Genomic DNA, 5,825 nt, shown 5'->3' on the forward strand with positions numbered 1-5,825 from the left:
TGGCCATGTTCCACGTGAAACACTTTTTTATCGTTATAGTTCTCAAGGAACTCTAATTGTTTGACATCAATCGCTGTCACAAACAACTGAGTATCAGATGTGTTCAATCGGGATATAAACACTTTTCTTTTTTCTTCATCTAGTTCCGCACCAACGTCGTCTAACAAGAAAATTGACGTCTTTGCAGTTTGTTCATGTAAGTATTGTGTTTGCGCTAGTTGCATCGCTGCTACCAACATTCTTAACTGTCCCCTAGATAATATCTCGTGGGCATTTACACCTTGTGTCTTTATGCGTAAGTCTGCCTTATGAGGACCGACACTTAGAAACCCATTTCGTTGATCTCGTTGTCTATTCTTTAATATGGCATCCGCTAAACTACAGCCTTTTTCCCATCCCCTATAATACGAAATTTCGAAGGAAAACTCAGGTAAAAAATCGGCTAAATTCGCATTAATAAGCTGTATAAGGTGCTCACTTAGCAATCTTTCTCGTTTGTCGCTAATTATCTGCCCTTTTTCACTTAGGAGCCCAGTCCAGTAGTCTAAGCTTTGCTCTTGTTGGTCTCGTTTATATAAAGAATTTAAATGCCTTAACCCTTTACTGAACACTTGGAAATCCAAATTAAAGGAGTGTTCCACGTGAAACAACAACCAATCTAGATAGCGTCTTCGTAGCTTTGGTGCTCCAAGTAACATGTCTGAACTTTGAGGCGTAAATATTTGAATTGGTAAATAGCTTGCTAAGTCTGTTGCCCGCTTAGATTTTTGACCATCGATATTAACAACACATTTATCGTTAGAAAATCTACTGATGCCAAATTTTTGCTGTATACCATCTTGTAAAACGGTCGAACAAAAAACAGTAAAACCTAACTCATCATGTTTGATAACATTTTTGTGTTTTGAAGTACGAAAAGAACGGGCGAAGCCAAGATAATGTAAGGCCTCCAATATGGAAGATTTGCCACTACCGTTCTCACCAAGAAAAACATTCAGGTTTTGATTAGCAATAAGTGACAAATCATCAATATTTCTAAAATGACTAATCTGGACTTTGTCCAGCTTCATAGGGAACGAAACGTCTTATATAATCGAATTACAGTCTCATCGGCATAATAACGTAAAGGGCGGAATCATCTTTAGAGTCCTCTATCAATGCGCTGCTATTAGAATCTGCCAAAGTAATGCGTACATCTTCGCAGCTTAAACCATTCATTACATCAATGAGATAGGCTACGTTAAAACCAATTTCTAGACTATCGCCTTGATATTCAACATCTACAATTTCTTCAGCTTCTTCTTGCTCTGGGTTATTAGCTGTAATCTTAAGCTCACCATTCGACAGGTTCAAACGAACCCCCCGGAATTTTTCATTTGATAAAATAGACGCTCTAGAAAATGCGTGCTTTAACACGTCTTTGCTCGATTCAATTTTTTTATCACCATCTTTTGGTAAAACACGTCTATAGTCGGGAAAACGCCCATCGACTAACTTACTAGTAAAAATAAAATCTGTAGAAAAGATTCTAATGTGGTTTGAACCGACTTGAACCTTAACCAATTTATCATTATCTTCAATAAGCCTAATGATTTCTAACACACCCTTACGCGGTATAATTACTTGGCGATTGGGTAATGTTGCATTTGTATAGTTCAAACGGCAAAGGGCAAGCCTATGACCATCAGTAGCAACAGTACGAATAAGGTTATCTTCAGTCTCAAGTGACATTCCATTTAGGTAATAACGTACATCCTGTTGAGCCATGCAAAAATGGGTACTATCAATCAGCTTTTTTAAATCTGATTGTGGAATTTCGAACTCCAACTCACCTTGCCAGTCCTCAAGATTAGGATAATCATCAGCTGATAAGGTTGATAGACTATATTTACTGCGACCGGATTTAAGTAGCGCTTTGTTTGCATCAACACTGAAGTCGATATTACTACCCTCGTTTAGGCCTCTACATATGTCTAGCAGCTTTTTAGCTGGTACAGTAATTTCACCTTCAACAAAATCCCCAGTTAAAGTTACATTAGAAATCAATTCGACCTCTAAATCAGTACCAGTTAACCAAAGTGAGTTATCACTAACCTTTATCAATACATTAGACAGTATAGGCAGTGTATGGCGACGCTCAACTGCGCCAGAAACCAATTGAAGTGGCTGTAAGAAGTTTTCCCTACTGATGCTAAATTTCATCTTTTTACTCGTGAATTTTTATGAAGATAGTGTGCGTATTAAGTTCTGATAGTCTTCTTTTATATCATGACTTTCTTCCCTTAGCTGCACTATTTTTCGGCAAGCGTGCAAAACAGTGGTGTGGTCTCGACCACCAAAAGCGTCACCGATCTCTGGTAAACTATGGTTAGTTAATTCCTTAGACAAAGCCATGGCCATTTGCCTTGGTCTTGCAACACTGCGACTTCGTCTTTTAGACAATATATCTGCCATCTTAATCTTGTAATATTCTGCTACCGTTTTCTGGATATTATCAATTGTCACCAATTTTTCTTGAAGCGCTAATAAATCACGAAGCGCTTCTCGCACGAAATCTATTGTAATGGGTCGGCCTGTAAAATTGGCATTAGCAATAACACGATTTAACGCCCCTTCAAGTTCACGCACATTTGACCGTAAACGTTTGGCAATGAAAAAAGCTACTTCGTCAGGCAAAAATATCTTATTTTCAACCGCTTTACGCATTAAAATTGCTACACGTGTTTCCAGTTCTGGGGGTTCAATAGCTATAGTTAGACCCCATCCAAATCGAGATTTCAAGCGATCTTCTACCCCAACAATCTCTTTTGGATAACGATCTGATGTAAGAATTATTTGCTGATTACCTTCAAGCAAGGCATTAAATGTATGGAAAAACTCTTCTTGAGAACGCTCTTTATTGGCAAAAAACTGAATATCATCAATGAGCAAGGCATCAACCGAACGATAATAGCGTTTAAACTCCTCGATCGCATTATTCTGCAAAGCTTTAACCATATCCTGAACAAAACGTTCTGAATGCATATAAACAACTGTCGCATTCTTCTTTTTGTCCATAATGCCATTACCAACGGCGTGTAATAAATGGGTTTTACCTAAACCGGTACCACCATAAATAAACAGTGGGTTATAAGCACCACCAGGGTTATCAGCAACTTGTTGCGAGGCTGCTCTTGCTAATTGATTTGACTTACCTTCAACAAAATTATCGAATTTGTAAGTTAGATTAATATTACTTTTATGCCCTAAAGGAATAGGCGCTGAGTTTACTACATTAGAAACTTGCACCGAGGGAATTGAAGGAGACTGGCTGTTTTTGTTTTGATTGTTTTGCCCTAGGGCTGACGGATGACTATTTGCTGCCCCGCTCCTGACATCTCGATTCACGACCTTTACCTCAAATCTTAATTGAGGTGCATTGTCTCCACAAAATTCCGCTAACAAATTATTAATTTGCGAAAAATATTTGTCTCTAACCCAATCCAAAACAAATCGATTTGGTGCAAAAAGAGTAATGTGAGCATCGCCTTGTTCGGCCTGAAGTGGTCTTATCCACATACTAAATTGCTGGATAGGTAAATCCTGTTGCAACCTATCGAGACACTGATTCCATATAGACATCAAAAAAAACAACTCCACCCTTATAAACAAAGGCCAATATAAGATAAAAAAGGAAATTACAATACAAAAGGCAAAAACCACCCTTGTATTATTTTTAGCCCGTTACGTGCCAAACTTATAACCAGCTGTGAATTATCTCGCTATTCGCCTAACTAACGCAACATACATTTAAAATTAATTAGAAATAACTTTAACTATACTTATATCTAATTGTTTTAAATGAATTTATCGAATCTTAGCAAGCTTGACTCGCTACTATTTTTTAGACGTATTCAATGCCAATATATATTCCTATTCCCTACAGACTAACTAACTTATTAGCAAGACTGTGGATAAAACAAACATTTTCAACAGTTATCAAATATTGATGGAAATTGACAGGATAATTCAGCTATTATCATTAGTTGCAGTAATTGATTGACAATATACCAAGTGATCTCTATTATTCAGCGTCATTTTTGAGCATGGTGATTACCACAAAGTGGTTATCATATAAATGTTCATTTTGTTTAAACCTTATGTATAGCGGGACTAGGTCATGAAAAGAACTTTTCAACCAAGCAACTTAAAGCGTAAGCGTTCACACGGTTTTCGTGCCCGTATGGCGACTAAAAATGGCCGCAAGGTTATAGCCAATCGTCGTGCTAAAGGCCGTGCGCGTTTATCAGCTTAATTATCCAAGGTGGGTGAAAATCATTTTTCTCGGGAGCTAAGGCTACTTACTCCCACCCACTTTGAATATGTCTTCAGTAATGCAATTCCATCTGTTTCACCCCAACTCACCCTACTAGCTAGATTTAATACTTCGAATAATCCTCGTCTAGGCATCACTTTGGCTAAAAAAAGAGTCAAACACGCACACGACAGAAATCGGTTAAAACGCCTTATTCGTGAGAGCTTCCGACTAGAACGCCATTCGTTTCCAAATATTGATATAGTTGTAGTAGGCAAAAGTGGTTTAGATAAATTATCTAATCAGGAATTGTTTTTTTTACTGAGTAAATTATGGAAAAAGTTAGCGTCGCGCTGCGAAAAATCCCAATCGGCATAATTAAGCTCTATCAAATAGTGCTTTCACCGATGATAGGACCTACATGTAGGTTCCACCCAAGTTGCTCTTATTATGCAATTGACGCTATTACTAAACACGGATTGATAAAAGGTAGTTGGTTAAGTTTAAAACGCATATTAAAATGTCACCCTTTAAATCATGGTGGTTATGATCCAGTACCAGAAAAAAAACAAAATAAAGAATGATTTTTAGGCTTATGCCCTCATAAATAATCAGAATAAAAGTAAAATAGTAACGTCGCCGTGGTTTAATGTATTGACACGAATAAGTCACACACATAAATAAGTAGTTAATTAGAGTATTTTATGGAATCCCAACGCAGTTTTTTATTAATTGGCCTCGCTATGGTCGGCTTTCTATTATGGCAACAATGGCAATTAGATTACGGACCTAAGCCGGTCGCACCACTAGTAAGTACTGAACAAGCTAGTACCCAACAAGACATGCCAAGCTCAGACGATGTACCCGCGGCAACGGTAGACGGGCAAACTTTGATTGCAAGTTCAGACCATAACGGAAAAATCATCTCTGTAGTCACAGATACACTTATCCTTAGTATCGACACTAAAGGTGGCGACGTAATTTCAGCCAACTTAGGTAAGTTTCCAAAGGAAGAAAACTCAAAAGAGTTTTATAGCTTACTAAAACCAAATGGTGACAAATTATTCATAGCACAAAGTGGATTAATTGGCCGAGACGGTACAGATAGCAAAGGTCGCCCTAATTACACGGTTGCAAAGGATAGTTATCAACTCGAGGGAGATACTTTAACAGTGCCTCTTACTTTAGTTACTCCTGAAGGTTTGCTGGTTATTAAAAGCTTTATCTTTACACGTGACAGTCACAAAATTGATGTGACTTATACCATCAAAAACAACACTAGTGATCCCAAACAAGTCCAACAATTTGCCCAACTTAAACAAAGCATGCTTGAACAAGAAGGCAGCATGTTTATGCCAATTTATCGTGGTGGCGCTTATTCAACCGAAGAAGACAAATACGAAAAATATGCTTTCGATGACATGGTTGATAATAATTTAAAAGAAACGACTGTCGCAGGTTGGGCTGCAATGATAGAACATTATTTTGTTTCTGCTTGGGTACCGCCTCAAGACGAAAAGAATAATTTGTA

General features: G+C 37.7%; 7 protein-coding genes. 4 read left to right on the forward strand and 3 right to left on the reverse strand.

The window, feature by feature from the left end:
- From recF to dnaA, 3 genes are all read right to left on the reverse strand, one after another.
- The coding region (gene recF / locus QZ488_RS20805) for a DNA replication/repair protein RecF (protein WP_293752355.1) at positions 1–1,070 on the reverse strand (1,070 nt) is incomplete at its 3' end.
- 28 nt (positions 1,071–1,098) lie between these two features.
- Positions 1,099–2,202, reverse strand: a complete 1,104-nt coding sequence (gene dnaN / locus QZ488_RS20810) for a DNA polymerase III subunit beta (protein ID WP_293752357.1) — start codon at positions 2,200–2,202, stop codon at positions 1,099–1,101.
- Between the two features lie 18 nt (positions 2,203–2,220).
- Positions 2,221–3,621: a chromosomal replication initiator protein DnaA gene (gene dnaA, locus QZ488_RS20815; protein ID WP_293752359.1), complete on the reverse strand. Its 1,401-nt coding sequence runs from the start codon at positions 3,619–3,621 to the stop codon at positions 2,221–2,223.
- Between the two features lie 538 nt (positions 3,622–4,159).
- Here dnaA and rpmH point away from each other — a divergent pair.
- The 4 genes from rpmH to yidC all read left to right on the forward strand — a co-directional run.
- Entirely contained in the window at positions 4,160–4,294 is a 135-nt protein-coding gene (gene rpmH, locus QZ488_RS20820) for a 50S ribosomal protein L34 (RefSeq protein ID WP_007615483.1), read from the forward strand.
- A 9-nt stretch (positions 4,295–4,303) separates the two neighbouring features.
- Entirely contained in the window at positions 4,304–4,672 is a 369-nt protein-coding gene (gene rnpA / locus QZ488_RS20825) for a ribonuclease P protein component (protein ID WP_293752366.1), read from the forward strand.
- Entirely contained in the window at positions 4,627–4,878 is a 252-nt protein-coding gene (gene yidD / locus QZ488_RS20830; protein WP_293752368.1) for a membrane protein insertion efficiency factor YidD, read from the forward strand. Before rnpA ends, yidD begins: the two co-directional genes overlap by 46 nt.
- Positions 4,879–4,998: 120 nt before the next feature.
- On the forward strand, positions 4,999–5,825 hold an 827-nt coding region (gene yidC, locus QZ488_RS20835), incomplete at its 3' end, for a membrane protein insertase YidC (RefSeq protein WP_293752370.1).

The organism is uncultured Paraglaciecola sp. (assembly GCF_913020055.1).
Taxonomy (GTDB): domain Bacteria; phylum Pseudomonadota; class Gammaproteobacteria; order Enterobacterales; family Alteromonadaceae; genus Paraglaciecola.

What these genes read in the sequence shown, in the direction of transcription:
- dnaN (WP_293752357.1), bottom strand. Translation starts at nt 2,202, where the DNA reads ATGAAATTTAGCATCAGTAGGGAAAACTTCTTACAGCCACTTCAATTG.
- dnaA (WP_293752359.1), bottom strand. Translation starts at nt 3,621, where the DNA reads ATGTCTATATGGAATCAGTGTCTCGATAGGTTGCAACAGGATTTACCT.
- rpmH (WP_007615483.1), top strand. Translation starts at nt 4,160, where the DNA reads ATGAAAAGAACTTTTCAACCAAGCAACTTAAAGCGTAAGCGTTCACAC.
- yidD (WP_293752368.1), top strand. Translation starts at nt 4,627, where the DNA reads ATGGAAAAAGTTAGCGTCGCGCTGCGAAAAATCCCAATCGGCATAATT.